The organism is Coralloluteibacterium stylophorae (assembly GCF_018122625.2).
Lineage (GTDB): Bacteria > Pseudomonadota > Gammaproteobacteria > Xanthomonadales > Xanthomonadaceae > Coralloluteibacterium > Coralloluteibacterium stylophorae.
Map to the genome: position 1 here is coordinate 1 of NZ_JAGQFT020000017.1, position 25,743 is coordinate 25,743.

Sequence of the window (25,743 nt, forward strand, 5' to 3'; positions counted from 1 at the left end):
GCGCCAAGCAGATCATCTGCGCCGCCATGCGCAGGCTGCTGCGCATCGTCTACGGCGTGCTCAAGTCAGGTCAGCCATTCGATCCTGCAAGAGCCGTTGCCAGGTAGGAGGCAAGACGGTATCTACGGAAGGGACCGATCGCCCTGGAACAGTTCGCCCTGCGGCGAGGGCGGACGCGGCGGCACGAAGCGGCCGCAGTCGAGTTCGGGCAGCCGCCCGAATCCGAGGCGCCGGCGGGCGATGCGGAAACGCTGTTCGAGAAGGTCCGCGAACGCGCCCTCGCCGCGCATGCGGCGACCGAAGGTGGCGTCGTAGTCGCGGCCGCCGCGCATCTGCCGGACCAGGCTCATGACGTGGGCCGCGCGCTCGGGATGGTGCAGGTCCAGCCATTCGCGGAACAACGGCGCGACCTCGTGCGGCAGGCGCAGCAGCACGTAGCCCGCCGAGTGCGCGCCGGCCTGCCGCGCCTGCTCGAGGATCGCCTCGAGCTCGTGGTCGGTGACCGCGGGGATCACCGGCGCCACGATCACCGATACCGGCACGCCCGCCTCGCCCAGGCGGCGGACCGTGCGCAGCCGCGCATGCGGTGCGGTGGCTCGCGGCTCCAGGCTCGCCGCGGTGCGGTTGTCGAGCGTGGTGATCGACAGCGCGACCTGCACCAGGTTCTGCGCGGCCATGGGGGCGAGCAGGTCGAGGTCGCGTTCGATCAATGCGCTCTTGGTGACGATGGACACCGGATGGCGGGTGTCGTGCAGCAGCTGCAGCAGGCCGCGGGTCAGGCGCAGTCGGCGCTCGGTCGGCTGCCAACCGTCGGTGTTGATGCCCAGGGTGATCGGCGAACAGCGGTAGCCCGGCGCGGCGAGCTCCGCGCGCAGGCGCTCGACGGCGTTGGTCTTGGCCCGGATCCGGGTCTCGAAGTCGAGGCCCGGTGAGAGGCCGAGGTAGCTGTGGGTCGGCCGCGCGAAGCAGTACACGCAGCCGTGCTCGCAGCCGCGGTACGGGTTCACCGACTGCTCGAACGGGATGTCCGGCGAGCGGTTGCGGCTGATGACGCTGCGGGCGGTCTCCTCGCTGACCTCGGTCCGCGGCTGCGGCGGCGCCTCCCCGTCTTCGCGGAACCAGCCGTCGTCGACGTGTTCCAGCGAGGTGAGTTCGAAGCGGCCCTCGCGGTTGGAGCCCGCGCCGCGGCCCTTGATGCGTTCGGGAGCGGGACGGGGTTCGCGCATGACGCCGAGGCTAGCGCGGCGGCGTCTCATGCAGCGAGATCCCACGCCTTGCACACACGGCTGCGCCACAATGCCGGGAATGCCCGAGTTCATCGCCCAGATCCCTTGGTTGCCGCTGGTGTCGATCGGTTGGGCGATCCACATCCTGCTGCTGTCGATCTGGATCGTGCTGCAGAAACGCGACCCGGTGGCGACGCTGAGCTGGATCCTCGGCCTGGCGCTGCTGCCGGTGCTCGGCTTCGTCGTGTTCTACCTGATCGGCCCGCAGCGCATCCGCAGGCACCGCCAGCGCCGCCTGCGCAGCCGACATGCGATCGAAAAGGGAATGCCGGGAGCGCATGCGCGCGACCACGGCATCGCACGGCTGGCGCAGGCCAGCGGCAGCTTTCCGCCGTCGACCTGCACCGGCGTCGAATTCCTGGTCGGCGGCGCGCGCACCTTCGACGTGCTGCTCGAGGCGATCGCCTCCGCCGAGCACCACGTGCATCTGGAGTACTACATCTTCGAGCCGGACGGCACCGGCACCATGGTCCGCGACGCGCTGATCGCCAAGGCGAGGGCGGGGGTGCGCGTGCGCCTGCTGCTCGACGGCATGGGCTCGGCCGGACTCGGGCGGCGCTTCCTCAAGCCGATGCGCGAGGCCGGGGTGCAGCTCGCCTGGTTCCATTCGCTGCGCCACGGCCGCATCCGCCGACGGCCGCGGATCAACATGCGCACGCACCGCAAGATCGCGGTGATCGACGGCTGCATCGGCTTCACCGGCGGCATCAACATCTGCGACGAGGGCAACGAGCGCCGCAGTTCGGCGGCCTACCACGACCTGCACGTGCGCCTGCACGGCGAGGCGGTGCGCTGGCTGCAGCAGGCTTTCATGGAGGACTGGCACTACGCGACCCGCGAGGCGCTCAACGGCAAGCACTACTGGCCGGACCTCGAACAGGGACCGCACCATGCGCAGATCCTGCCCTCCGGTCCCGACGCGGAATGGGAACCGATCCACCGCATCCAGCTGGATGCCATCTCCCGGGCGCAGCGGCGGGTGTGGCTGGCGACGCCCTACTTCGTCCCCACCGAGGCGGCGCGCATGGCGCTGACCTCCGCCGGCCTGCGCGGGCTCGACGTGCGCGTGCTGGTGCCAAGCATGAGCGATTCGCGCCTGGTGACCTACTGCGCGCGCTCCTACTACGACGAGCTGCTGGCCGCGGGCGTGCGCATCTTCGAGTACGGGCCGCGCATGCTGCACACCAAGGCGCTGCTGGTCGACGATGACATCGCCTTCGTCGGCAGCGCCAACTTCGATGCGCGGAGCTTCAGGCTCAACTTCGAGCTGAGCGTGCTGTGGTGCGACGCCGACATCGCCTGCGGCCTGGAGCAGGTGATCGAGAAGGATCTGGATGCCGCCTGCGAACTGCCGCGGCAGCGCCCGCGGCAGGCCTTCGCCAGGCGCCTCGGCGAGGCCTGCGCGCGCCTGCTGTCGCCGCTGCTGTGACCACGCAGGCCGCTCTCGCGGCGTAGACTGCCCGTCTCCCGCCGCGCGGACCGGACATGCCCTGGATCCTCCTGCTGCTGTCGCTCGCCAGCTTCGCGCTGGCCTTCGTCACCACCTCGGTCTGGCTCGCCTGGCTGGCGCTGCTGGCGGCGCTGGCGCTGGTCGTCGCCGGGGTGCTGGTCCTGGCCGACCGCCGGATCGCCGCGCGCAGCCGCGACGTCGGCACCATCCTCGACGCGGACCTGCTGCGCCGTTACCGCAGCGCCCAGGATGCACGCGGCGGCCGCGAGGATGCCTCCGGACGGAGCCGCACGGAGCCGTGATCGGGGTCGCCGTCCGCCGGCCGCCGTCGCGGCGCACGATGCGATGCTGATCCTGCCGCCCTTCGAGCCTGCGCTGTGGGAACGGCGCGCGGCCGGCCATGCGCCGGCGCTGGAGAACGGCGACATGCATCTGTGGTGGTGGGCGGAGGATGCGCAGCCGCCGCAGGCACGACGCGCACGGATCGACCGCCTGTTGCGCGCGACCCTCGCCGCCTACCTCGACGTGCCGGCGTCCGAGCTGGCGTTCGGTCGCGAGGACCGTGGACGGCCCTTCCTGCGACACGCCGACGCGCCCGACTTCAACCTCACCGACACCCGCGGCGGCACCCTGGTGGCGGTGTGCCGGGGCGGGCGGGTCGGGGTCGACATCGAGCGCCACGACCGCCGGCTGCCGATGCGAGCGCTGGCGCGGCGCTGGTTCGCCCCGTCCGAGGCGGACGCGCTCGACGCCCTGCCGGAGGACGAAGCCCGGCTCGCCTTCCTGTGCCTGTGGACGGCCAAGGAAGCGTCGTGCAAGGCCACCGGGACCGGCATCTTCGACCAGCGGCTGCAGGCGTGGCAGTTCGATCCGGGGTCGGTCCGGCCGCTGCCACGTGCGCTGCCGCCGGAGGCGGGGGCGGCGGCGGAGTGGAGGTTCCTGCGGGTCGCGCCGAGCCCGGCGCACACCGTGGTGGTCGCCTGCCGCGGGGCCGTGGCGCGGACGGCATATATCGCCGTCGGCTGACTGCGACGCTTCCGCGCGCTGCGACGTACCGGCTGGCGATGAAGGACACCGACGGCGCGCTCGACGAGGCGGCACTGCTCCGCCGCGCGCGGCGTGGAGACGCACAGGCGTTCGGCATGCTGTACCGGCTGCACGCGCGCCCGATCTACGCGCTGGCGCTGCGGCTGACCGGCCAGGCCGCCGCCGCCGAGGACGTCGTGCAGGAGACGTTCCTGAAGGCGATGCAGGCGATGTCCGGCTTCCGCGAGGGTGCGCCGATGCGTCCCTGGCTGAAGCGGATGGCCGCGAACGCCGCCATCGACCGGCTTCGCGCCGAGCGCCGCCTGCGCCCTCTGGAGGACGTCTTCGCGGAGACGCAGGACGCGGCGGAGGCGGCGCCGAGCGCGGTGGCGGAAGCGCTGGGCCTGCTGGCGCGGCTGGATCCGGAGGCCCGCGCCCTGGTCTGGCTGCAGCAGATGGAGGGATGGACGCACGCGGAACTGGCGCAGCGCTTCGGGCGCAGCGAGAGCTGGTCGAAATCGATCCTGTCGCGGGCGCTGCAGCGCCTGCGCAGCGAGCTCGACGAGGAGGACGACAGGCATGCATGACGACATCGACCCCGGCATCCGGCGCTATCTGGCCGGCTTGCCCGACCCCCAGGCACCGGAGCGGCTCGCGGGCCGCATCCTTGCCGTACGAGGCGCCCGCCGGCGCCGGCGTGCGCTCGGCGCGGCCCTGGCCACGGCGGCCTGCATGGTGACGGCAATCGCCCTGCTCCTGCCACGGTCGGACGTCGGCCACGAGCGGCAGCTCGCAGGCCGGCCGGTCGTTTCCTCGCCACCCGCGGCGCGCCTGGCCCAGGAGCGCGCCGCCGCGGCGGAGGTCAGGGCGATCGACCGTGCGCTGCAGGCCGCCTATGCCCGCGGCGCCCACGAGGATGAGCTGGCGGGCCTGTGGGAGGCCCGCGCCGTGCAGCTCGAGCTGTTGGCGGCTGCTGGCGACCAGCACCGTGCGCCCCGTCCGTTGCGCATCTAGGACCCCTGCCGATGACACGCGTTCCCCTTCTGCTCTGTGCACTCCTTGCCACCGGCGCCGCCACGGCGGCACCGCCCCCCGTGGCCGAGGCGGTCGATGCGATGCTGCTGTCGCTGGCCGATCGCGGGGCGCTCCCCGACACCGCGGGCGCAGCGGTCGTCATCGAGCGACCGGCGCAGACCCGCTACGAACTGGGCGCGGTGGTCGACCTGCAGCCGTCATCCGATCCCGGGCTGCGGGTGCTCGCCGTCACTCCCGGGGCCGCGGCGGATCGGCTCGGGCTGCGCAGCGGCGACCGCCTTCTCGGCGTCAACGGCAGCGACCTCGGTGGCGCCGACGAGGATGCGCTGGCGTCGGCCGTCGCCGCCGGCGAGGGCGAGCTGACGCTGCGCATCGCTCGCGGGGGACGAACGCTGGAGCTGGCAGGCCGCAGCGATGTGCACGAGCTTCCGGCCTACCGCCTGACCCTGACCCCGGCGCTCGAGCAGAAGCATGAGGCGGAGGCATCGCGGACGGCCGCGGGCGACGCCGACAGCAGGTGCGCGCGCGTCAGCGTCTTCGACGTCGGGCCGCGGTCGCAGCAGCTGTATCGCGCAGTCCTGATCGCGGTCGACGGGCGCCTGCCGGGCCCGTCGAACGCCACCAGTTTCCGGATCGAACCGGGCCGGCATACGCTGACGGTGGCCGAGGCCATCGATGCCGACCGCTTCTCCAGCCTCGCCCGATCCCTGCGCGGACGGCGCTCGCGGTACAAGGAGCTCCAACTCGACGCACGGGCGGGAGTGACCTACCGCCTGGCCGCCCGCCTGGTCACCGAGAACCGGGAGAGGATCCTGGCCAACACCTACTGGGAGCCGGTTCTCTGGAGCTCGACCGACGAGCGCTGCCGGTGAGGTGTTCCTGCGGCGGTCGCTGGCATACGCTGCGCGGATGACCCAACTCAGCGTCAACGTCAACAAGATCGCGGTCCTGCGCAATTCGCGGGGCGGTTCCACGCCGGACGTGGTGGTGACGGCGCTCGCGGCGGTGGATGCGGGCTGCCACGGCATTACCGTGCACCCCCGGCCGGACCAGCGCCACATCCGCCGCGACGATGTCCTCGCGCTCGCCGAACGCATCCGCGGGCGGGTGGAATTCAACATCGAAGGCAATCCGTTCGCGCCGCCGCGCGCGGGTTACCCCGGTTTCGTCGAACTCTGCGCCGCTGCGCGGCCGCAGCAGGCGACGCTGGTCCCCGACAGCGACGGCCAGCTCACCTCGGACCACGGCTTCGATCTCGTCCGCGACGCCGCACGACTGCGCCCCCTGGTGGCCGAGTTGAAGACGCTGGGTTGCCGCGTCTCGCTGTTCGTGGACGCCGGCGCTCCCGGCCTCGAACGGGCCGTCGAGGTCGGTGCCGACCGCATCGAGCTCTATACCGGCCCCTATGCCGAGGCCTGGGCACGCGGCGACGCGGCCGCGAGCCTGGCGCTCTTCGCCGGGACCGCATCCCGCGCCCACGCGCTGGGTCTCGGCGTCAATGCCGGCCACGACCTCGACCAGGACAACCTCGCCGCCTTCCTGCGCGCCGTGCGTCCGGTCGAGGAGGTCTCGATCGGCCACGCGCTGATCTCGGAGGCCATCCACGCCGGTCTGGCGCCGACGGTGACGGCTTACCTGGAGATCCTTCGGCAGGCCGCCGAAGCTCCGCACTAGGCGGGGAAACAGCAAGCGCCGCCTTCCCCGCCGGATGCCGGAGCAGGCCGACCACGACAGTGCGGGCAGCGCCGATGACCGTGCCCGCCGATCGGGCTTACTACGGTCGTAGGCCGCGCCTCTCGGCCGTGCGTGCCAGTCCGACCGCTCCCGGGCAAAAAAAAGCCGCCCCGGAGGGCGGCTCGATCTGCTGCGACCGCGAACGGACCTACATGTTGTCCCGGAACGCGATCTTCTCCATGCCGATGTTCTTCGCCGAGGACAGCACCACCGTCAGCGTCTCGTAGTCCGCTTCGGGATTGACCTCGAGCTCCAGCGTCGGCTGGTCGGCCGGCTCGACGGTCTGGCCATCCTGCATCGCAGCCGGAACCAGGGTCAGCAGGTTGTTCTGCACCTGGTTGGTCGCGACCGGATTGTTGTTGAGGTAGACCTGGCCCGCGCCATCGATCCGGACCGAGATCGGCGGCGGCGGATCCTCCGCGGGAGGCGGCGGATTGACCGACTTCTGCGGCAGGTCGATCGGAATCTTCATGGTCATCGCGGGCGCGGTGACGATGAAGATGATGAGCAGCACCAGCAGCACGTCGATCAACGGCGTCACGTTGATCTCGGCCATCGAGGCGCCACCGCCACCAGAACTGAAAGCCATGGATGGGTCCTCGCTTATTTCTCGGGAGAGGCGACGAAGCCGACCGTCCGGATTCCCTGCAGGCGCACCGTCGTGATCACGTCGGAGATGATGCGGTAGCGGGTCGTGCGGTCGGCGCGGATGTCGACCGGCGGCTGCGGCGTGAGCTGCGCCGCCGTCGACAGCCGGCTCTCCAGGAGCTCGGGCGTCACCGGTTCGTCGTTGTAGAAGACGTCGCCGTTCTCCTTGATGGCGATGGTGATCGGCCGGGCGGGATCGTCGGTCTTGGTGGTGACGACAGCCTCCGGCAGCTCCACCTTCACCTTCTGGGACATCAGTGGTGCGGTGATCATGAAGATGATCAGGAGCACCAGCATCACGTCGACGAGCGGCGTGACGTTGATGTTGGCCATCGTCGTGTTGCCGCTGTTGGAGCTGAAAGCCATCGGCGATCTCCTACGGGTTCAGGCGTCCGGACTCAGCGCTTCGCCGACGCGGCCTGGACGTCACCGACGCGGGCGCCGGTTGCGAAGAAGTCGTGCAGGTCGTGCGCGAACACGTCGAACTTCGCATTGATTTCGGCGTTCTGGCGGGTGAAGAAGTTGAAGAAGAACACCGCCGGAATCGCGACACCCAGACCGATCGCGGTCATGTACAGCGCCTCGCCCACCGGACCCGCGACCGCGTCGATCGACGAGTTGCCGGTCTGGCCGATGGTGATCAGCGCCATCAGGATGCCCCACACGGTACCGAGCAGACCGATGAACGGCGCGGTCGAGCCGGTGCTGGCGAGGAACGTCTGGCCACCCTCGAGGCGCGCGCTCTCGCGGGTCACGGCCTGGCGCAGGGCGCGGTCGATGAACTCCGAGCGGCTCATCGTCTCGGTGAGGCGCGAACCTTCCGAACGCTGGTGGTGGGCCGCGGCCTGGGCCGCGTCGAGCGCGATCTTGGAGAACGGCTCGTTCTTCGGCTGCTCCTCCATGAAGCGGATCGCGTCGGCGGCGTTCGGGGTCTCCCAGAAGGTGCGGGTGACCTTGTCGGCGCGCGAACGGATCACCGAGTTGCGGATCACCTTGGTGATGAACAGGTACCACGAGCCGATGGACATGATGATCAGGATGATCAGCATGGTCCAGTTGACCCAGTGGGCGTGCTGCATCGCCTCGATGAAGCCGAACTGCTGGAAGGCCTCGCCCTGGTTGGCGCCGACGGTTGCCGTGGTGTCCGCCGCATTGACCGCTGCGGGCGCCTGCGTGGCGACCGAGGACAGGTCGGGATTGCTTGCCGGGGCCTGCTCAGGGGCCTGGGCGTTATTGGTGTCCTGGAGCATACGCGTACCCTTCGATCAATTGGGGAGAGTGAAGTTGATGGGAACAAGGACCACGCCCTGGGCTGGTTGCCCATCGCGCATCCCGGGGTTGAACTTCCACCGGCGCACCGCGTCGATCGCGGCACGGTCCAGCAGTCTGGAGCGGCTCGACTTCTCGACCTGCACGTCGATCGGATCGCCGGACGGGCTCACCGTCACCCGCAGGATGACCTCGCCCTGTTCCTGCCGGCGCAGCGCCTGAGGCGGGTACTGCGGCGGATTGTTCTGGCGATAGCTGATGTCCTCCGACGGGCCGAAGTTGGCCGGCGGCGCGGGCGGTGCAGGCGGTGCCGGAGGCGGTGCCTGCACGTCGACCGGCGACGGATCCTCGAACACCACCGGCGGCTGCTCCGGCGGCGGCGGTTCCGGCGTCGGCTGCGGCGGACGCTCGATCACCTTCGGCGGCGGCGTCTTCGGCGGTTCCGGCGGCGGCGGCGGCGGCGGCGGGGGCGGCGGAGGCGGTTCGACGAAGGTGACGGTGACCGCCTCCTCCTCTTCCTGGACCTCGCTGTCGTCGCTGGCCGGCGCCATCAGCAGCATGAATCCGGACACGTGGACGACGATCGCAAACGCGATGCCGACCACGCGCCCCCAGCTGAACGGCGCGGGCCCGTCAAGTTCTGAATAGTTGGTCTGTCGTGTCATTCGGAGGCCGAGCTACTCACTGAAGTCCAGCGCTTGCGCGCCTGCGGGCTCCCGGAGCACTACGGCGCGCGGGAACCCCCAAGCTTATACGAATTCCCGTCGGTGTGTCGTTACAGTCCGGTCCGTTTCGCATCACTTGGCGGAGCCGATGATGCGGTTGGCGTCGGCCGGATCGCGCACTCCCTTCTGCAGCGCCTGCCGCGCCGCGTCCGCGGCCTCGGAGGCGCGCCCTTCGCCACTGAGGAGCCGCGCCAGGTTGAGGTAGAGCTCGCCATCGTCGGCGAGCGGAGCACCCTGGCGGAACGCCTCGATCGCCTGCTCCGGCTGATCGCTGTAGTAATAGGCCTGACCGAGCATCGCATAAACCTCGGCATTGGGGGTGAGGATGCCCTTGTCGAGGCCGTCGTTGATGACCTCGATGGTGGACGCCTCGCGACCCTCGAGCTGGCTGTAGAGCGCGTAGAGCTGGCGGTACTGGCGCGCCTCGGTGAGCTGGCCCGAGGCCCGCAGCGCCTCGAGCGTCTGCGCCGCCTTTTCGGTCTGGCCGGCCTGCTGGTAGATCACCGCCAGGTTGAGCTGCGACTGCACGTCGCCGCCGTTGTTCTGCGCCAGCTCCTCGCCGAGGCGGGCGGCGGCGTCGGCCTGGCCGGCCTCGGCATAGCTGCCCATCAGCAGCTGCACCCAGCTCGGGTCGGGCGAGGGCGATCCCTTGACCGCCGGTTCCAGCGCGGCGATGGCTTCCGGGTAGCGCTCGAGACGGTACAGCGCATTGCCCTTGGTCACCGCGTATTCCGGCTTGGTGCTGCGGGTCTCGGTGATCAGGCGGTCGATCGCCGCCAGCGACTCGGCGTAGTTGCCTTCCTGCAGCTGCAGCTGCGCGATCTGGTACAGGACCTGGTAGTGCACGTCGTTCGGCAGGCCGTCGGCCTCGACCGCGCGCTGCAGGTAGGGCAGCGCGGCGGGATAGTCGCCGGCATTGAGATACGCCGAGCCCACGGCCTGCATCGCGAAGGCGCGCTCGTAGGCGTTGGCCTTCGAGTCGGATGCGACCTCGTCGCCCAGCGCCGCCGCTTCCTCGGTCATCCCATCCTCCGAGAGCTGCTGCAGCTCCTCCAGCTTGCGGGAGATCCGGGCACTGGCTTTCGCATCGGGCTCCTCGCGGGTGGCATCCGGGAACAGGGCCTGCTGCTCGTCACCGTCCTGCTCACGCGTGCTGCGGCGCTCCTCGCGCTCGCGGCGACGTTCCTCGAGACGGTCGGAGCCACTTCCCCGCTGCGCGTGCGCCGGCGCGATGGCGGCGTAGCCGGAAGCCAGCGCGAGGGCGATGGCGATGGACTGCATGAGCTTGCTGGTGTGCATGGGCGGCCTTCTCTTGCTACTGCGTCGAAAACGATTGGTGGAGGACGTGCGGCGGCGCGTGAAGACGCTTCAGCCGCAGCGCGGGGCGCGGCCGGAGGCGCGCGCCTGCTGGAAGTCGGGAGCCAGGGCGGGGGCGCGCGCCTCGAGCTCGTCGATGCGGTTGCGCGGGTCGGGATGCGTCGACAGCAGCTGCGGCGCCCGCTGACCTTCGCCGCTGGCGGCGATCATGTTCTGCCACAGGTCGGCCGCGGCACGCGGGTCGAAGCCCGCGCGCGCCATCATCTGCTGGCCGATGACGTCGGCCTCGGACTCCTGCACCCGCGAGAACGGCAGCAGGTAGCCGACCTGCGCGCCGGCGCCCAGGGCGGCCATCAGCGCCTGCGTGCCCTGGGGCGAGGCGCCCTGGGAACCGGCATAGGCCTGCACCGCGGTCAGCCCGGTCTGCGCCAGGGTGGTGTGGGAGACGCGCTCGTTGGCGTGCTGCGCCATGACGTGGCCGATCTCGTGCCCAATCACCGCCGCCAGCTGGTCCTGGGTCCTGGCGACCGCGAACATGCCGGTGTTGACCCCGACCTTGCCGCCCGGCAGGGCGAAGGCATTGGGTTCCTCGTCGGCGAACACCTGCGCCTCCCAGGGCAGCTGCTGCATCCCGGCAGGCAGCTCCTGGACCAGGGCGTCGACCACGCACTGCACGTAGGCCGACTGCCGCGGGTTCCGGGCGAGCGCGTCCTTCTGCTTCATCTCGTCGAACGCGGCGATGCCCATCTGGTTCATCTCCGTTCCGGAGAACAGGCGCAGCTGGCTGCGGCCGGTGGGCGAGGTGGCACAGGCGGCGAGGACGGCGGCCGCGAGAAGAGCTGGCAGTCGTTTCATTGGGAGGCTCGGTCGGGCAGCGGATCGCGCGGCCCGGGCCGCGGCGGGCCCCGGAGCTTAACGGCAGCGGAAGCCGGCTGCGTTATGAATTCGTGACCCAACATGGCCCGCCCGGCGATCAGCCGAGGGTGGGAAAGTGTTCGCGCGCGAAGGCGACGCGCTCTTCCGGCACCCGGCTGAGGCCACCGGCCGCCGCCAGGGCCTCGACCCGCGCCAGCCGATGGCGCAGGCCGTTGCCGTTGGCGATCTGGATCGACAGGCCGGGACGCGCATTGAGCTCGAGGATCATCGGTCCGCGATCGCGGTCGAGGACGAAGTCGACGCCGACGTAGCCGAGCTCGGACAGCTCGTAGCAGCGCGAGGCCATGGTCAGCAGTTCGTCCCAGCGCGGAATGGCCAGGCCGACGATGCTGCGCTCGGTGTCCGGGTGCTCGCGCACGACCTCCGAGCCCCACACGCCGCGCTTGGTCACCCCGGTCGGGATGTCGATGCCGACGCCGATCGCGCCCTGGTGCAGGTTGGCCTTGCCGTCGGACAGCCGCGTCGGCAACCGCAGCATGGCCATGACCGGATAGCCCTGGAACACGATGATGCGGACGTCGGGCACGCCCTTGAAGCTGACCTGCTCGAACACCGGATCGAACTGCACGCAGTACTCGACCAGCAGGTGGTCGGGCTGGCCGCCGAGCGAGAACAGCCCGGCCAGGCCGTTCGACAGGTGATGCTCGAACTCCTCGCGCTGCATCAGGTGGCCGTTGGAGCGCCGGTACTTCTGCCCGCGGCGGCCGGTGATGACCAGGATGCCGTCGCCGCCGGAGCCGTGGGCGGGCTTCACCACGAACTGCTCGCGGCAGTCGAGCGTGCGGTGCAGCTCGGCGATCTCGTGCTCCTCGCGCACCACGGCATAGAGATCCGGCACCGGCAGGCCGGCCCCGATCGCCAGCTTCTTGGTCAGGAGCTTGTCGTCGACGCGCGGATAGAACCTGCGCGGGTTGTAGGCCAGCACGTAGTCGGCGTTGCGCTGGCCGATGCCGATCAGGCCGATCTTGCGCAGCCGCCTGGCGATGGTGAAGGGATTGAGCATCAGGAACGCGGCCCGGACGCATCCGCCGCGGGCGGCGGCGTGATCGGGTCGGGCTCGCGCGCCAGCGCGCGGAAGCGGAACAGCTCGCTGAGGCGGTAGCCGGAATAGCGGCCCAGGAGCAGCGTGCACGCGAACAGGATCAGCAGCGTCTCCGGGAACACGAACACGATGTGCTCCAGCGGCGGCCAGCTCATCACCAGGTAGGCCAGCGCGGCGACCAGCAGGGTGCCCAGGCCTTCCTTGATCGCGGTGCCGGCGCCGCGCTCGTCCCAGGCCACGGACATGCGCTCGATGGTCATGGCCAGGATCACCATCGGAAACAGCGCCACCGACAGCCCGACCTCGATGCCCAGCCGGTTGGTCAGCACGCTCAGCGCCGCCATCAGCAGGACCACGATGATGAGTACCGCGGTCAGCCGCGGCACCAGCAACAGGCGCAGGCGCTCGAGATAGAAGCGGATCAGCAGGCCCGCGCTGACGATGCCGCCGAACATGAACAGGCCCGCGACCAGGCCGGTCTCGCGGAAGGCGAGCGCGACCAGCACCGGCATGAAGGTGCCGAAGGTCTTGACCCCGATCAGGTTGCGCAGGATCAGCATCATGAATGCGCCCAGCGGAACCATCAGCAGGACCTGGTAGACCTGCTGCGACTGCAGCGGCAGGCTCAGCAGCGAGTAGCGGACCAGGTCGTCGTCGCGTACCTCGAGCCGGCGCTCGGCGATGGCCATGGCATCGGCGAGGTTGAGGCTGACGGCGAACTCCAGGCTCTCGCGGGGCGTACCGTTGACGGTGAGCAGCGGCGCCGACCGTGCGCTCCACAGGAACAGGTCCCGCGGCCAGCCGATGGCGCCGGTGCGCGGATCGATGGTGATCCACGCCGTCCCGTCGTAGACCATCAGCCAGGTCTGCATGCGCCCGGTGGTCTCGCCGGCATCGAGCTGGATGCCCTGGATCACGCGCGCCGGGATCTGCCGCACCGCCAGGAGGTCGGCGAGGAAGCGGCTGCGGCTGGCGTCGTCGGTGAACAGCTCGGCCAGCAGCGAGGTCCCCTCGCTCGCGGCGCCGTCGAAGCGGGCGATCAGGGTGCGCGCGTAGCTGACGATGTCGGCCGAGCCTTCGCGCACCTGGTCGAGCAGGGTCTGCGCGGCAGTGGCATAGGGCTCCTCGAGCGCGGCCGGCGTGCCGACTATCGGTTCGAGGTCGAGATCGACGTGCTGGCTGTCGTCGGCGCGGACCACGGTGGCGCGGTAGTAGAGGAACTGCGGCCCGACCGCGCGGCGGCGCGTCCACTGCACCTCGCGCCCGTCGTCATGCACCTGCTCGAGCTTGGTGTAGTCGCGGGCGACGAAACGCTGGTCGATGACGGTCCAGCCCGGCGTGGCTTCCGGCACCTGCAGCGTCACCGAGTTCGGACCGCGCGCCGCCTGGTATTCGACCCGGGCCTGGACCGTCCACACCTCGACCTCGGAGGCCGGCTGCAGCGGAAACTTGAGGACCTGCCACTTGTACGCCACGGCCGCGATCGCCAGGGCGGCGATCGCGAAGGCGAGCACGTAGAGATGAGTCTTGCGCATCGAGCGTCCGTGGTCGCGCAGCCTGCGCGGTGGGCGCAGGAGTGTACGCAAACACTCACGCGGCATGCATGCTGCAGGTCAGCGTCGGCGCCCGCGCCGGCTGCCGCTATCGGCCAGCCGATGCCTCACCGCGCTTGCCTGGGTCGCGCACCGGCAGCGACCGCAAGGCCCGCCGTCGCGGGCCGGCTCCTGCGGCAGCCGAGCCGTGCAGGCGCCGGTGGCGGGGCGGGGCGGGATGCGTCCGCCGTGCGGCGCCGGACCGGCGCCGCCGCATGGGCTCAGACGTCGAGGTTGCTCACCCGGAGCGCATTGTCCTCGATGAAGTCGCGCCGCGGCTCGACCACGTCGCCCATGAGGGTGCTGAAGATCTGGTCGGCGGCCACCGCGTCCTCGATGCGCACGCGCAGCAGGCGGCGGGTGTCGGGATTGACCGTGGTCTCCCAGAGCTGCTCGGGGTTCATCTCGCCCAGGCCCTTGAAGCGCTGGATCATGCGGCCCTTCTTGGCCTCGTCCATCAGCCAGGCCTGGGCCTGGGCGAAGTTCGACACCGGCTGCGAACGATTGCCGCGCGCCACCGTCGCCCCGGCCTGGACCAGGCCGTGCAGATGTTCGGCGACATCGGCCACCGCCTTGAGTTCGCCGGATTCGAAGATCGACGCCGGCAGGGTCTGGATCTGCGCCAGGCCGTGCAGGCGCTTCTCGACCACCAGCGCACCGGTCTGGCCGTCCTCGCTGCGCTGCACGTCGATGGTGAAGCGCGCGCGCCCGGTGCCCGCGGCATTGAGCCGCGACACCAGCTCGCCGGCGAGCGCCTCCGCGGCACCGGGCTCGCCGAACAGCGGCGCCCGCACCGGCGTCAGCTCGAGCAGGGCCTCGAGCAGACCGACGTCGAACCGGTAGGCCACGCGTGCGATCGCCTCGCGCGCCGCCACGTAGCGCAGCATCAGCTTTTCCAGCGCCTCGCCGGTGATCGCCGGCGCATCCTCCGCCAGGCGCAGCTCCGCGCCCTCCACCGCATTGTTGACGAGGTAGGCGTTCAGCGCGGCATCGTCCTTGAGGTAGAGCTCGGTCTTGCCCTGCTTGATCTTGTACAGCGGCGGCAGCCCGATGTAGACGTGCCCGCGCTCGATCAGCTCCGGCATCTGCCGGTAGAAGAAGGTCAGCAACAGGGTCCGGATGTGCGAGCCGTCGACGTCCGCGTCGGTCATGATGATGATGCGGTGGTAGCGCAGCTTGTCCGGGTTGTACTCGTCCTTGCCGATGCCGGTGCCCAGGGCGGTGATCAGCGTGCCGACCTCGGCCGAGGACAGCATGCGGTCGAAGCGCGCGCGCTCGACGTTGAGGATCTTGCCCTTGAGCGGCAGGATCGCCTGGGTCTTGCGGTTGCGGCCCTGCTTGGCCGAGCCGCCCGCGGAATCACCCTCGACCAGGAACAGTTCCGACAGCGCCGGATCCTTCTCCTGGCAGTCGGCGAGCTTGCCGGGCAGGCCGGCAATGTCGAGCGCGCCCTTGCGACGGGTCAGTTCGCGCGCCTTGCGCGCGGCATCGCGCGCGCGCGCGGCGTCGACGACCTTCTCGGCGATGGCCCGCGCCTCGGCGGGATGCTCCTGCAGGAAGCTCCCCAGCTTGTCGGCGACCACCGCCTCGACGACCGGCTTCACCTCGGAGCTGACCAGCTTCTCCTTGGTCTGGGAGGAGAAGCTCGGATCGGGGACCTTCACCGACAGCACCGCGATCATGCCTTCGCGCATGTCGTCGCCGGACAGGTTGATCTTCGCCTGGCGGGCGATGCCGTTCTGCTCGATGTACTGGGTCAGCGTGCGGGTGAGGGCGGCGCGGAACCCGGCGAGGTGAGTACCGCCGTCCTTCTGCGGGATGTTGTTGGTGAAGCAGAACATCGTCTCCTGATAGGCATCCGTCCATTGGAGCGCGATTTCGGCGGAGATGCCTCCGCTTTCGCCGGAGATAGCGATGACGTTCGGGTGCAGCGGGTTCTTCAGCTGGGCCAGGTGCTCGACGAAGCTGCGGATGCCGCCCTCGTACTCGAACACGTCCTTCTTGCTTTCGCCGCGTTCGTCGATGAGTTCGATGCGGACGCCGGAATTCAGGAACGACAGCTCGCGCAGCCGCTTGGCCAGCACGTCGTAGTGGAACTCGATGTCGGAGAAGGTTTCCGTGGCGGGCAGGAAGCGCAGCCGGGTGCCGCGCTGGCTGGTCGGCCCGACGACCTTGATCGGGTACAGCGGCTCGCCGTGCGCGTATTCCTGCATATGGTGCTGGCCGTCGCGCCAGACCTCCAGCCACAGGTGGGCGGACAGCGCGTTGACCACGGAGACACCGACGCCGTGGAGGCCGCCGGACACCTTGTAGCTGTTGTCGTCGAACTTGCCGCCGGCGTGGAGCACGGTGAGGATCACCTCGGCCGCCGAACGTCCCTCTTCCTTGTGGATGTCGACGGGCATGCCGCGGCCGTTGTCGGAAACCGAGATGGAGCCGTCGGCATGCAGCGTGACCACCACCTTGTCGCAGTAGCCGGCGAGCGCCTCGTCGATCGAGTTGTCGACCACCTCGAAGACCATGTGGTGCAGACCGGTGCCGTCATGCACGTCGCCGATGTACATGCCCGGGCGCTTGCGCACGGCCTCGAGGCCGCGCAGCACGGTGATCTTGCTGGAATCGTAGGTGCCGCCCGCCTGCGGGGTCGGCTGCTCGTGTTCGCTCATGCTCGTCCTGTCGGAGAGAGGCGCTGGGTGCAACGGCGCACGGCCGCGTCATCCTGCGTGACAGGCGATTATAGCGCGCGTCCCGCACCGCCTCCGGCGTGCAAGCGCCATGTCACCCCGGCCCGGGATCGCGCACCAGGACCTGACCCTGTTCCACGTGGAACCGGGCGCGGATGAGATCGCTCGGCATAGTGGCCAGCACCGGCGGCGGCTCCGTGGCGGTCAGCAGAACCTGGGCCGGCGTTGCCGAGACGCGTGTGAGAACGCGCGCCTGGTGATCGACATCGAGCTCCGAGGCGAGGTCGTCGAGCAGCACCACCGGCCATTCCCCCTGCTCCTCGACGAAGGCTTCCGCCTGCGCGAGCACGTAGACCAGCGCGATGAGCTTCTCCTGCCCCCGCGACGGCGCAGCCCGACCGGGCAGCCTCTCGAAGCGCAGGCGCCAGTCGGCGCGATGGGGTCCCACGCTGCCGAACCCCTGGGCAACGTCGCCCTCGCGCGCCATCACCAGCGCATCGGACAGCGGCATCTGCTCACGCCGCCACCCGGGCCTGAACTCGAGTTCGGCGACTCCCAGCTCGGGAAGGAAGTCGCGGGCAAGCGCGTCGAGGTAGGGCCGCAGCGTGTCCAGGTAGAGCTGGCGCTGGCGTGTGATCATTTCCCCGGTCACTGCCAGCTCCCGGTCCCACGGGTCGAGGGCCCGCGGCTCCGGACGCGACTTCAGCAGGCGGTTGCGCTGCTTGAGCGCACGCGCGTAACGGCGCCAGCCGTCCAGATAGTCGGGTTCCACGTGGAACAACGACCAGTCGAGGAAGCGGCGACGCTCTTCTGCAGCGCCCGACACCAGCAGGTGGCTGCCCGGTTCGAAGCAGACCGCAGCGAACGCGGAGCACAGCTCGGTCAGCGTCGAAACCGGCTGTCGATCCAGGCGACCGCTCCACTCGGTCCCGGAATGGCGGAGGCCGGCGCGGCGCGTCTCGCTTTCCCGCTGCGTCCACGACAGGAACACCTCGAGCGCGTCCGCCTCATGCCGGACCAGCCCATCCCGCACCCGTCCGCGGAAGCTTCGCGCATAGGCAATGAGGTGGACGGCCTCGAGCACGCTGGTCTTGCCGGCGCCGTTGGCCCCGGTGATCAGGTTGAAGCCCGGCGCGAAGGTCAGCTCGGCGGAGCGGAATGCGCGGAGATCGGTCAGCCCCAGTCGATCTAGCTGCATGCCGGGCACCCGAAACGACGCCGCCCGACACAGGGCCGGGCGGCGTCGTGTTCCACGTGGAACCGAAGCGATGTCACAGACGCAGCGGCATCACGACATGACGGCTGGCGTCGCTGTCCGCCTCCCGCACCAGTGCCGAGGAATTCGCATCGCGCAGGTTGATCAGCACGGTCTCGCCCTTGAGTGCGCTCAGCGCGTCCATCAGGTAGGTCACGTTGAAGCCGACCGCCAGGTTCTCGACCTGCGTCTGCGCCTCGACCTCCTCCTGCGCCTCTTCCTGCTCGGGGTTGTGCGCCACGATCTTCAGCTGACCCGGGCTGAGCTCCAGCTTGACGCCGCGGTACTTCTCGTTCGACAGGATCGCGGCGCGCTGCAGCGAGGCGCGCAGCAGCTCGCGGTCGATCCGCAGCTCCTTGTCCGCGCCGATCGGGATCACCGCCTCGTAGTCGGGGAAGCGCCCGTCGATGAGCTTGGAGGTGAAGGTCACATCGGCCCGGCGCACGCGCAGGTGGTTCCGTCCCAGCTCGATCTCGATCGTGCGGTCGCCACCCTCGAGCAGGCGCTGCAGTTCGAGCACGCCCTTGCGCGGCACGATGATCTGCTTGCGCGTCTGCGCGCCGGTCGGCACCGAGGTCTCGCACAGCGCCAGGCGATGGCCGTCGGTCGCCACGCAGCGGAGCGAGTCCTCGCGCAGGTCGAGCAGCAGGCCATTGAGGTAGTAGCGGACGTCCTGCTGCGCCATCGCGAACGCGGTGCGCTCGATCAGCTCCTTGAGGCCGGCCTCGGGCAGCTGGATGCGCTCGATCACGTCGAGGTCCTCGATCGCCGGGAACTCGTTCGCCGGCAGGGTCGCCAGCGTGAACCGGCTGCGGCCCGCCTGCAGCGTGATCCGCTCGTTGTTCAGGCTCAGGGTGACCTGGCTGCCGTCGGGCAGCGCGCGGACGATCTCGAACAGCTTGCGGGCCGGAATCGTGATGTCGCCGGGCTGGCTGTCGGCGACGTCGGCGCGCGCCGTCATCTCGACCTCGAGATCGGTGCCCGTCATCGACAGCCGGTCGTCCTTGACCGACACCAGGAGGTTCGCCAGGACCGGCAGCGTCTGGCGCCGTTCCACGACGTTCACGACCTGGGCCAGCGGCTTGAGAAGTACCTCTCGCGGAAGGCTGAAGCGCATGCGTAACCCCTAGATGCTTTTGGATAAATCTAAAAAGATGATGATGGTGGAGGCGCGGGAATCGGTGGATTGTGCATTCAACCTACTGATTTTTCTACCGATTACCGAGCCTGAAAGCATGTGCGGCGAACTGCTGGAGCCTGGGGACGGGCTGTGGACAGAATCCGGCGCGCGATTCGCTCCCCCGGATATCCACAGCCGATCCACCTATTCGGTCAGCTTCCTGATGAGTTTGTCCCAGTCCTCGCGCTGCTTGCCATCGGTTTCGACCAGGTCGCGGATCACGCGCGTGGCATGCAGCACCGTGGTGTGGTCGCGGCCGCCGAAGGCGTCGCCGATCTCCGGAAGGCTGTGCTCGGTCAGTTCCTTGGCCAGCGCCATCGCCATCTGTCGCGGGCGCGCGAGCGAGCGGGTGCGCTTCTTGCCGAGCAGGTCGGCCACGCGCAGCTGGTAGTAGTCGGCGACGGTCTTCTGGATGTTGGTGATGCTGATCGCCTGCTGCTGGGCGCGGAGCAGGTCGCGCAGGGTCTCCTGCGCGAACTCCACGGTAATCGCGCGGCCCATGAAGTTGCCGCGCGCCGCCAGCGTGTTCAGCGCGCCCTCGAGGTCGCGGACGTTGGAGCGCATCTTCTTGGCGATCAGGTAGGCCACGTCCTCCGGCAGCGCCACGCCGCGCTGCTGCGCCTTGGACAGCACGATCGCCGCACGTGTCTCGAAGTCGGGCGGCTCGATCGCCACCGACAGTCCCCAGGCCAGCCGCGACTTCAGCCGCGGCTCCATGCCGTCGACCTCGCGCGGATAGCGGTCGCAGGTCAGGATGATCTGGCGGTTGAAGTCGAACAGCGCGTTGAAGGTGTGGAAGAACTCTTCCTGGGTGCGGTCCTTGCCGGCGAAGAACTGGATGTCGTCGATCAGCAGCGCGTCCACCGACTGGAACTGGCGCTTGAACTGGTCCATCGACTTGTCCTGGAACGCCCGCATCATCGCGCTGAAGAACTGCTCGGAACGGAGATAGAGCACGCGCGCGGCGGGATTCTGCTGCCGGATCAGGTTGCCGGCGGCCATCATCAGGTGGGTCTTGCCCAGGCCGGTACCGCCGTAGAGCAGCAGCGGGTTGTGCGCACGGTCTCCCGGCTTCTGCGCCGCCTGCAGCGCGGCGATGCGGCCGAGCTGGTTGCTGCGGCCCTCGACGAAGTTGTCGAAGCTGTAGTGGCTGTCGAGATTGCTCGGGAGCGTGCTCGGCGCCGCCGGCCGCGTCTCCGCGGCGGTGGCCGGCGCGGCGGCCGCAGGTGCCGTCCGGCGCAGCGAGCCGACCTCCAGCGACAGCCCTATGCCGTCGGCGAAGTAGGCCACCAGCTCACGGATGCGGCCCAGGTAGCGGTCGCGCACCGTCTCGACCACGAAGGCGTTGGGTGCGTAGAGCCGGAGTTGGCCATCGCCGGCCTCGGCCTGCAGCGGCTTCAGCCAGGTGTGGACTTCATCGGCCGGCAGTTCGGCTTCGAGACGGGCAAGGCACTGCGGCCAGACGGAATCCATGGACAGGGGCATACCGGAGCGGGCCCGCGCACAGGCGGCGGGCAGGAAGACGGGATAAGGCGGCGCACGCGCGCGACCCGGCAGTCTACCCGCCGCGCGCGACGCCTGCCCAGCGTCCGTCGGGCCCATCCGTTGACACTGTCGCGACAGGCCGGCTAACATCCCGCCTCTTTTCCTTCCGCGACGTCCGCCGCCATGGCCACCAAGCGCACCTACCAGCCCAGCAACATCAAGCGCAAGCGCGATCACGGTTTCCGCGCGCGCATGAAGACCGCCGACGGTCGCAAGATCCTCGCCCGCCGCCGCGCCAAGGGCCGCAAGCGGCTGACGGTCTCGGGCTGATCCCGAGCGCGGTCACCGCGCCGGAACGGCGCGGAACGATGATGGTCACGACGCACCCGCAGGCCGCGTTCCCGCGCAGCCTGCGGGTGCGCGCGTCTGCGGACTACGGGCGCGTCTTCGCCGACTGCAGGCGCGTGCACGGCAAGGCCTGGCGCCTGCACGTGCAGCTGCGTACCGCGCAGCCTTCCGGGGAGGCCGACAGGGATGTCCCGCGACTCGGACTCGCGGTCTCGCGCCGGGTGTCCAAGCGCGCCGTCGAACGCAACCGGATCAAGCGCACGGGTCGCGAAAGCTTCCGGCGCGTCGCGGCCTCCCTGCCGCCGGGCGACTACGTGCTGGTCGCCAAACCCGAGGCGGCGACCTGCGACAACGCCGCACTGCGCGCCGATCTCGAGCGCCTGTGGGCGCGGGTGGCGACGTTGAACCCCCCAGGTGGCGACGGCACAATGCCGCGCGATGCGGCGGCCGCGCCGGCCGGAACCGCCTCCTGATCTCCTTCTCGCCACCGCACGCCCGCGTCCGGTGCGCGTTCGCCACGTCTCCTTCCGAACCCTCGCAATGAATCAAACCCGAGTCCTGCTGCTCTTCGCCTGGCTGTTCGTGGCCGCCATGCTGTGGATGAACTGGAACCGGGAGACGGCGACGCCGCCTGCCACGGTCGCGCAGGACGCGGGCAGCAGCGTGCCGCAGGCGCCCGCGGCCGGCGCGGTGCCCGATCCTTCCGCCGTGTCCGCGGCCGTGCCCGACGCGCCGGCAACCGCCCGGCAGGAGTCCTCGGCCGCGGCGCCGGTGGTGCTCGAGAACGCGCGCATGCGCGTCAGCCTCGCCGGCGACGGCGGTGCGGTGGTGGGCGCGGAGCTGCTGGACTATGCGCAGACCACCGAAGAAGGCAGCCCGCCGGTGCGGCTCCTCGACGACGCCACGCAGCGGCTGTTCGTGGCCCAGGTCGGCCTGGTCAGCGGCGCGGGCGTGGCGCCGACCCACGAGAGCGCGTTTCGCGCCGAGGGTCCGGTGCGCCAGGTCGACGGCGGCGCCGAGGCGAGCTTCGTGTGGGAGGCGCCGGAAGGCGGCCTGCGCGTTCGCCGCATCTGGCGGCTGGAGCCGGACAGCTACGTGGTCGGGGTGCGCGACGAGATCGCCAACACCGGCACCAGTCCCTGGAGCGGCAGCGTGTACCGCCAGCTCCTGCGTGTGCCGCCGGTGGTCGCCAGCAGCGCGTTCGCCTTCAACAATCCCGAGAACTTCGCCTTCGCCGGCGCTGCCTGGTACAGCGCCGAGGACAAGTACGAGAAGCGCAAGTTCGACGACTACGAGGACGGCCCGCTCGACAAGACCGTGGCCGGCGGCTGGATCGCGATGGTCCAGCACCACTTCCTCGCCGCCTGGGTGCCCGACTCCGCCGACGCCGCGTTGTTCCAGCTCGGCCGCGTCGGCAGCGCGCCCAGCTACCTGATCCGCGAGGTCGGACCGGTCCTGCAGGTCGCGCCGGGTGCGACCGCCACCAGCCAGGCGCGGCTGTGGGTAGGTCCGAAGATCCAGGCCGAGCTCGCCGCGCTGGCGCCGGGCCTGGACCGCGCGGTGGACTACAGCAGCTATTCGCTGCTGGCCCTGCTCGCCGACGGCATGTTCAAGGTGCTGGCCTGGCTGCACGCGCTCACCGGCAACTGGGGCTGGGCGATCGTGCTGCTGGTGGTGCTGATCAAGCTCGCGCTCTTCAAGCTGTCGGAGACGCAGTACAAGAGCTTCGCCAGGATGCGCCGCCTGCAGCCGAAGATGGAGGCGCTCAAGGACCGCTACGGCGAGGACAAGCAGAAGTACCAGATGGCGGTGATGGAGCTGTACAAGAAGGAGAAGGTGAACCCCGCCGCGGGCTGCCTTCCCATCCTGGTGCAGATGCCGGTGTTCCTGGTGCTGTACTGGGTGCTGTCGGAATCGGTGGAGCTGCGCCACGCGGTGTGGATCCCGGGCTGGATCGACAACCTCACCGCGCGCGACCCGTTCTTCATCCTGCCGGTGCTCAATGCCGGCGTGATGTGGGCGACGCAGAAGCTGTCGCCGATGGCGGCCGATCCGATCCAGCGCAAGATGATGATGGCGATGCCGCTGGTGTTCGGCGTCATGTTCGCCTTCTTCCCCGCGGGCCTGGTGCTGTACTGGGTCACCAACGGCCTGCTCGGCCTGCTCCAGCAGTGGTGGCTGCTCAAGCGCCACGGCGAGCAGCCGGCGAAGATCATCAAGAAGAGCTGACACCCGGGGCCCGCATCGCGGGCCCCGTCCGTTGCGGACCGCGCCATGCCGCCCAGCGCCACCGACACCATCGTCGCCATCGCCACGCCGGCCGGGCAGGGCGGCGTCGGCGTGGTGCGCCTGTCCGGGCCGCAGGCGCCGGCGATCGCGCGCGAGGTCGCCGGACCGCTGCCGCCGCCGCGCACCGTGCGCTACGCACGCTTCCTCGATGCCGACGGCAGCATCCTCGACGACGGCCTGCTGCTGTGCTTCGCGGCTCCGGCGAGCTTCACCGGCGAGGACGTCGTGGAACTGCAGGCGCACGGCAGCCCGGTCGCGCTGCAGCAGCTCGTCGCGCGCTGCATCGGGCTCGGCGCGCGTGCCGCAGGGCCCGGCGAGTTCAGCGAACGCGCCTTCCTCAACGGCAAGCTCGACCTGGCCCAGACCGAGGCGGTGGCGGACCTGATCGCGGCGTCCAGCGTCGCTGCCGCGCGCGCGGCGCGGCGTTCGCTCGACGGAGCCTTCTCCACCCGCGCGCATGCGCTGGCCGAGTCGCTGACGGCGTTGCGGGTGTGGGTCGAGGCCGCGATCGACTTTCCCGAGGAGGAGATCGACTTCCTTGCCGATGCCGCCCTGCATGCGCGGACCGATGCGCTGCAGGCCGATGTCGCGGCCCTGATCGCGGATGCCGAGCGCGGGCGGCGCCTGGTCGACGGCCTGCACGTGGTGATCGCCGGCGCACCCAACGCCGGCAAGAGCTCGCTGCTGAACGCGCTGGCCGGCGAGGAGCGGGCCATCGTCACCGACATCGCCGGCACCACCCGCGACCTCGTGCGCGAGAACCTGCGCCTGGCAGGCACCGCGCTGACCCTGGTCGACACCGCCGGCCTGCGCGACACCGCGGACGCGATCGAGGCCGAAGGCGTACGCCGCGCACGCGCCGAGCTCGAGCGCGCCGACCTGGTGCTGGCGGTGCTGGATGCGGAGGAGACCGCTGCAGGCGTGTTGCTGCGCGAAGCCCTGCGTGACGTGCCGCGCGTGCTGTGGCTGCACAACAAGATCGACCTGAGCGGGCGTGCCGCGGGCGCCGAGGCGCGGTCCGACGGGCTCCACATCTGGATGTCGGCGCGTACCGGCGCCGGCCTGGAACACCTGATCGCGGAGGTGCAGCGCATCACCGGGCTCGGCGACGCAGCGGACGGCGCCTTCAGCGCGCGCGCGCGGCATGTCGAGGCGCTGCGGCGTGCGGATGCGCACGTCGCCAGCGCCGCGTCGCACCTGCGCTGCGGCGATGGCGAGCTGGCCGCCGAGGAACTCCGGCTCGCGCACGACGCGCTGGGCGAACTCACCGGACGCGTCAGCAGCGACGCGCTCCTCGGGCGCGTGTTCGCGAGCTTCTGCATCGGCAAATGATCCGCCGCGCTTCGCGCCGCCCGGGCGCCGGGCCGCCCGGATCCGCGGAAGGAGATGCACCCGCCGCATTCCTGTCATGCCGTGTCCGTAGGCTGCGCCGCCACTCGGCACACCAGGGGGCTGGAATGCGGTACGGATGGCGGAGCGGTGCGTTCGCCGCGGGCGCGGCGCTCGCGCTGATGTCGGTCGGATGCGGCAACGAGCAGGCGGCGTCGGCGCCGCCGCAGGCGGTCGAGCGGCCGGCGTCCATGCAGCCGGAGCCCGCGCCGCGGCCGGCGCCGGTGGAGGTGGCGGACGTCGATGAGCTCGAGGAGAGTGCGCGCGACGCGGTGGCCGGCCAGCGCCTCTACGCGCCGGCCGGCGACAACGCCGTCGAGTTCTACCTCGCCCTGCGCGAGCGCCGTCGCGACGATGCCCGCGTCCTGGGTGCGCTGGTGGACCTGTTCCCCTACGTGCTGATCGCCACCGAGCAGAGCGTCGCGCGCGGCGACCTGGCCGAGGCCGAGCGCCTGCAGGCCCTGCTGGCGCGGATCGACCACGACGCTCCGGCGCTGCCGCGGATCGCGGGCGTCATCGCCGCCGCGCGCGCGCGGGAACAGGCCGCGGCGGAGGCTGCCGCGGAGGCCGCCCGGCTCGCCTCCGCGCCGCGTGCGGCGTCCGCACCCGTGGCGAACCCGGGGGAACCGCGACCCGCCGCCGAGGCGCCGGCCCCGAGCCCTGCGCCGGCTGCGCTCGCGTCGACGCCGGCGCCGTCGACCCCGGCACCCACCGTCACGCCGCGCGCTCCGACGCCGCGGCCGGACCCACCGGCCGAGGTGCGGCAGCCGCAGGTGCCGACGCTGCTGAGCAGCGTGGAACCGCGCTACCCGCAGCGGGCGCTGCGCCGGCGCATCGAGGGCCGGGTCGAGGTCGCCTTCACCATCGAGCCGGACGGGGTGATCGGCGACATCGACATCGTGCGCAGCGAGCCCGAAGGCGTATTCGACACTGCGGTGGTGCAGAGCCTGCGCCGCTGGCGCTATGCGCCGCCGGGCGCTCCGGTGCGCACCGCGCAGGCGCTGGAGTTCCGCCTGCCTGCCGAGGATGCGGAGACCTGAAAGCGCGACCGCG

At 70.5% G+C, this 25,743-nt stretch carries 25 protein-coding genes; 12 read left to right on the forward strand and 13 right to left on the reverse strand.

The genetic code is table 11. The annotated features are described in order from the left end of the window. Positions 1–122 precede the first annotated feature (122 nt). Positions 123–1,256: a PA0069 family radical SAM protein gene (locus KB893_RS17555; protein ID WP_211926144.1), complete on the reverse strand. Its 1,134-nt coding sequence runs from the start codon at positions 1,254–1,256 to the stop codon at positions 123–125. A 40-nt stretch (positions 1,257–1,296) separates the two neighbouring features. On the opposite strand from KB893_RS17555, the gene cls reads away from it, so the two are divergent. The 7 genes from cls to KB893_RS17590 are packed head-to-tail and all read left to right on the forward strand — an operon-like array spanning position 1,297 to position 6,471. Further along, a complete protein-coding gene (cls, locus tag KB893_RS17560) occupies positions 1,297–2,715 on the forward strand; it encodes a cardiolipin synthase (protein ID WP_211926143.1) in 1,419 nt (472 codons plus the stop codon). Between the two features lie 56 nt (positions 2,716–2,771). Beyond that, the gene (locus tag KB893_RS17565; RefSeq protein WP_211926142.1) at positions 2,772–3,038 is read left to right on the forward strand and encodes a hypothetical protein; all 267 of its coding nucleotides are present in this window, start codon (positions 2,772–2,774) and stop codon (positions 3,036–3,038) included. A 43-nt stretch (positions 3,039–3,081) separates the two neighbouring features. Then, positions 3,082–3,762 carry a 4'-phosphopantetheinyl transferase family protein gene (locus KB893_RS17570; RefSeq protein ID WP_246505772.1) on the forward strand — a complete coding sequence of 227 codons (681 nt, stop codon included), beginning with the start codon at positions 3,082–3,084 and terminating at the stop codon, positions 3,760–3,762. A gap of 38 nt (positions 3,763–3,800) precedes the next feature. Then, positions 3,801–4,349, forward strand: a complete 549-nt coding sequence (locus tag KB893_RS17575) for an RNA polymerase sigma factor (RefSeq protein WP_211926141.1) — start codon at positions 3,801–3,803, stop codon at positions 4,347–4,349. Beyond that, the gene (locus KB893_RS17580) at positions 4,342–4,776 is read left to right on the forward strand and encodes a hypothetical protein (protein WP_211926140.1); all 435 of its coding nucleotides are present in this window, start codon (positions 4,342–4,344) and stop codon (positions 4,774–4,776) included. Before KB893_RS17575 ends, KB893_RS17580 begins: the two co-directional genes overlap by 8 nt. A gap of 11 nt (positions 4,777–4,787) precedes the next feature. Continuing rightward, positions 4,788–5,669, forward strand: a complete 882-nt coding sequence (locus KB893_RS17585) for a PDZ domain-containing protein (RefSeq protein WP_211926139.1) — start codon at positions 4,788–4,790, stop codon at positions 5,667–5,669. Between the two features lie 37 nt (positions 5,670–5,706). After that, positions 5,707–6,471, forward strand: coding sequence for a pyridoxine 5'-phosphate synthase (locus tag KB893_RS17590; protein ID WP_211926138.1), 765 nt, complete (start codon positions 5,707–5,709; stop codon positions 6,469–6,471). A gap of 208 nt (positions 6,472–6,679) precedes the next feature. Here the strand turns inward: KB893_RS17590 and KB893_RS17595 are convergent, their stop codons facing one another. The 12 genes from KB893_RS17595 to dnaA all read right to left on the reverse strand — a co-directional run bounded on the left by KB893_RS17595 (position 6,680) and on the right by dnaA (position 20,652). After that, positions 6,680–7,120: an ExbD/TolR family protein gene (locus tag KB893_RS17595; RefSeq protein WP_211926137.1), complete on the reverse strand. Its 441-nt coding sequence runs from the start codon at positions 7,118–7,120 to the stop codon at positions 6,680–6,682. Between the two features lie 14 nt (positions 7,121–7,134). Beyond that, complete coding sequence (locus KB893_RS17600; protein WP_211926136.1) at positions 7,135–7,545, reverse strand: ExbD/TolR family protein; 411 nt, start codon at positions 7,543–7,545, stop codon at positions 7,135–7,137. A gap of 32 nt (positions 7,546–7,577) precedes the next feature. Then, positions 7,578–8,258: a MotA/TolQ/ExbB proton channel family protein gene (locus KB893_RS17605; RefSeq protein WP_211926147.1), complete on the reverse strand. Its 681-nt coding sequence runs from the start codon at positions 8,256–8,258 to the stop codon at positions 7,578–7,580. A 186-nt stretch (positions 8,259–8,444) separates the two neighbouring features. Continuing rightward, positions 8,445–9,113 carry an energy transducer TonB gene (locus KB893_RS17610; protein ID WP_211926135.1) on the reverse strand — a complete coding sequence of 223 codons (669 nt, stop codon included), beginning with the start codon at positions 9,111–9,113 and terminating at the stop codon, positions 8,445–8,447. 132 nt (positions 9,114–9,245) lie between these two features. After that, a complete protein-coding gene (locus KB893_RS17615) occupies positions 9,246–10,472 on the reverse strand; it encodes a tetratricopeptide repeat protein (protein ID WP_211926134.1) in 1,227 nt (408 codons plus the stop codon). Between the two features lie 69 nt (positions 10,473–10,541). Beyond that, positions 10,542–11,345 (reverse strand): M48 family metallopeptidase, encoded by an 804-nt coding sequence (locus KB893_RS17620; RefSeq protein WP_211926133.1) that lies wholly within the window; start codon positions 11,343–11,345, stop codon positions 10,542–10,544. A gap of 118 nt (positions 11,346–11,463) precedes the next feature. After that, positions 11,464–12,429, reverse strand: a complete 966-nt coding sequence (locus KB893_RS17625; protein WP_211926132.1) for an alpha-L-glutamate ligase-like protein — start codon at positions 12,427–12,429, stop codon at positions 11,464–11,466. Continuing rightward, on the reverse strand, positions 12,429–14,003 hold the full coding sequence (locus KB893_RS17630) for an inactive transglutaminase family protein (RefSeq protein WP_211926131.1): 1,575 nt from the start codon (positions 14,001–14,003) through the stop codon (positions 12,429–12,431). Before KB893_RS17630 ends, KB893_RS17625 begins: the two co-directional genes overlap by 1 nt. 278 nt (positions 14,004–14,281) lie before the next feature. After that, positions 14,282–16,726 (reverse strand): DNA topoisomerase (ATP-hydrolyzing) subunit B, encoded by a 2,445-nt coding sequence (gene gyrB / locus KB893_RS17635; protein ID WP_211926130.1) that lies wholly within the window; start codon positions 16,724–16,726, stop codon positions 14,282–14,284. A 112-nt stretch (positions 16,727–16,838) separates the two neighbouring features. Next, positions 16,839–17,942, reverse strand: a complete 1,104-nt coding sequence (gene recF / locus KB893_RS17640) for a DNA replication/repair protein RecF (protein ID WP_211926146.1) — start codon at positions 17,940–17,942, stop codon at positions 16,839–16,841. 73 nt (positions 17,943–18,015) lie between these two features. Beyond that, a complete protein-coding gene (gene dnaN, locus KB893_RS17645) occupies positions 18,016–19,116 on the reverse strand; it encodes a DNA polymerase III subunit beta (RefSeq protein WP_211926129.1) in 1,101 nt (366 codons plus the stop codon). A 207-nt stretch (positions 19,117–19,323) separates the two neighbouring features. Further along, positions 19,324–20,652: a chromosomal replication initiator protein DnaA gene (dnaA, locus tag KB893_RS17650; RefSeq protein WP_211926128.1), complete on the reverse strand. Its 1,329-nt coding sequence runs from the start codon at positions 20,650–20,652 to the stop codon at positions 19,324–19,326. A 195-nt stretch (positions 20,653–20,847) separates the two neighbouring features. Between dnaA and rpmH the strand changes: the two genes are divergently transcribed. The 5 genes from rpmH to KB893_RS18600 all read left to right on the forward strand — a co-directional run bounded on the left by rpmH (position 20,848) and on the right by KB893_RS18600 (position 25,730). Next, positions 20,848–20,994 carry a 50S ribosomal protein L34 gene (gene rpmH / locus KB893_RS17655; RefSeq protein WP_211926127.1) on the forward strand — a complete coding sequence of 49 codons (147 nt, stop codon included), beginning with the start codon at positions 20,848–20,850 and terminating at the stop codon, positions 20,992–20,994. 41 nt (positions 20,995–21,035) lie between these two features. Continuing rightward, a complete protein-coding gene (gene rnpA / locus KB893_RS17660) occupies positions 21,036–21,485 on the forward strand; it encodes a ribonuclease P protein component (RefSeq protein WP_211926145.1) in 450 nt (149 codons plus the stop codon). A gap of 67 nt (positions 21,486–21,552) precedes the next feature. Next, the gene (yidC, locus tag KB893_RS17665) at positions 21,553–23,241 is read left to right on the forward strand and encodes a membrane protein insertase YidC (RefSeq protein ID WP_211926126.1); all 1,689 of its coding nucleotides are present in this window, start codon (positions 21,553–21,555) and stop codon (positions 23,239–23,241) included. Between the two features lie 45 nt (positions 23,242–23,286). After that, a complete protein-coding gene (gene mnmE / locus KB893_RS17670; protein ID WP_213173954.1) occupies positions 23,287–24,633 on the forward strand; it encodes a tRNA uridine-5-carboxymethylaminomethyl(34) synthesis GTPase MnmE in 1,347 nt (448 codons plus the stop codon). 125 nt (positions 24,634–24,758) lie between these two features. Then, on the forward strand, positions 24,759–25,730 hold the full coding sequence (locus tag KB893_RS18600) for an energy transducer TonB (protein ID WP_211927080.1): 972 nt from the start codon (positions 24,759–24,761) through the stop codon (positions 25,728–25,730). Positions 25,731–25,743 lie beyond the last annotated feature (13 nt).